Annotated in this window: 1 protein-coding gene; it reads right to left on the bottom strand. The window is 66.1% G+C overall.

What is annotated here, in order from left to right:
* A complete protein-coding gene (locus L0D17_RS13115; RefSeq protein WP_014514485.1) occupies positions 1 to 1,092 on the bottom strand; it encodes an IS4 family transposase in 1,092 nt (363 codons plus the stop codon).
* Positions 1,093 to 1,179: the final 87 nt, after the last annotated feature.

Here is a 1,179-nt window from a genome sequence, read left to right as displayed (position 1 = left end):
CTATGTACACGTCAAAACCTCCATAGGGCATAACCCCAAGGGACTTCCGCGCCTTCCTCCCCCTGCACCCCAGAGGGCAAGCGCCCAAAGGGTGAGCAGGTCCAGCCCCGCCCGGAAGAGGCTCTGTCCCAGCCTCCCGTGCTTCTTGGGCCTCACCGGACGCACCCGGTGCAGCACAAGCCCCGTCCGAAACGCCCACACGAAGGCCAGGCTCAAGGGGACCAAAAGCCGCGAAAGCCTCTCCCCCCGCGTCACGTGCGTGGCCTCCAGGTCAAATCCCCGCCCCTTCAGGGCCCCAAAGAGCCGCTCTATCCCCCACCTGAGCCCGTACACCTCCAGCACCCGGTGAGGGTCCAGGTCCGTAGCCACAATCAGCCACTCCCGGACCCCAAGGCGCAACCCCACCACCCACATGCGCCGCCCGTAGACCCAGTACCGCCGCCTGGGCACCCGGCTCTCTCCCACCTTCAGGGAGGCAAAGAGCTCCCAGGCCCGAGGGCCCGAGCCCAACCGCCACATCCGGGTGTTGGCCTTGATTCGGATGCACCGGGGGATGCCCTTCTCCTCCAGGTACCGGAACCACGCCTCCCCTATGAACTCCCGATCCGCCAGGAACCCCTCCACCCGGAGGTGGGGGAAGTGGGCCCTCAGGAAAGCCAAGGCCCTCTCCATCAGGGCGATGCGTTCGGGGGTGGAGGAGTTGCCGTCGTGGGGAAGGAAGCTCCAGAACAGGGGGACGGCCAGGCCTTGGTACAGGAAGGCCAGCATCAGGAGGTTGACCTTGCTCTTCCCCAGCTCCCACTCGGTCCGGTCCATGACCAGGAGGAGCCCTTGGGGTCGGAGGAGGGCGAAGATGAAGCGGGCATAGCCCTCCCCGTCCAGCCCCGGCCAGGCCAAGAACCGCTGGAACCTTCGGTAGGCGGAGCGGGGGTCAGGGCTGGCTATGGAGCCGAGGGAAAGAGCGAGTCTGGGGCCGCTTGTGGTGCGGGCGGTGACCAGAGCCATCACCAGGGCGGCCAGGAAGGTGAGGCGCCTGAGGTCGGCCTTCCAGTATCGCTTCAAGGCGTTGATGAGTGGGGTAAGCTGTTCCATGGGGACCACCTCCTATGGGTACCTGCCCATCCACGTGGGCGCAGGTCCATCCTAAAGGGGTGGTCCCACGTTTTGACGTGTACTGAG

Origin of the sequence: Thermus thalpophilus, assembly GCF_022760915.1 — a bacterium.
Lineage (GTDB): Bacteria > Deinococcota > Deinococci > Deinococcales > Thermaceae > Thermus > Thermus thalpophilus.
The sequence above is the reverse complement of the archived record's forward strand: the minus strand, read 5'-3'. Positions and strand labels throughout refer to the sequence as shown.

What these genes read in the sequence shown, in the direction of transcription:
- L0D17_RS13115 (WP_014514485.1), bottom strand. Translation starts at nt 1,092, where the DNA reads ATGGAACAGCTTACCCCACTCATCAACGCCTTGAAGCGATACTGGAAG.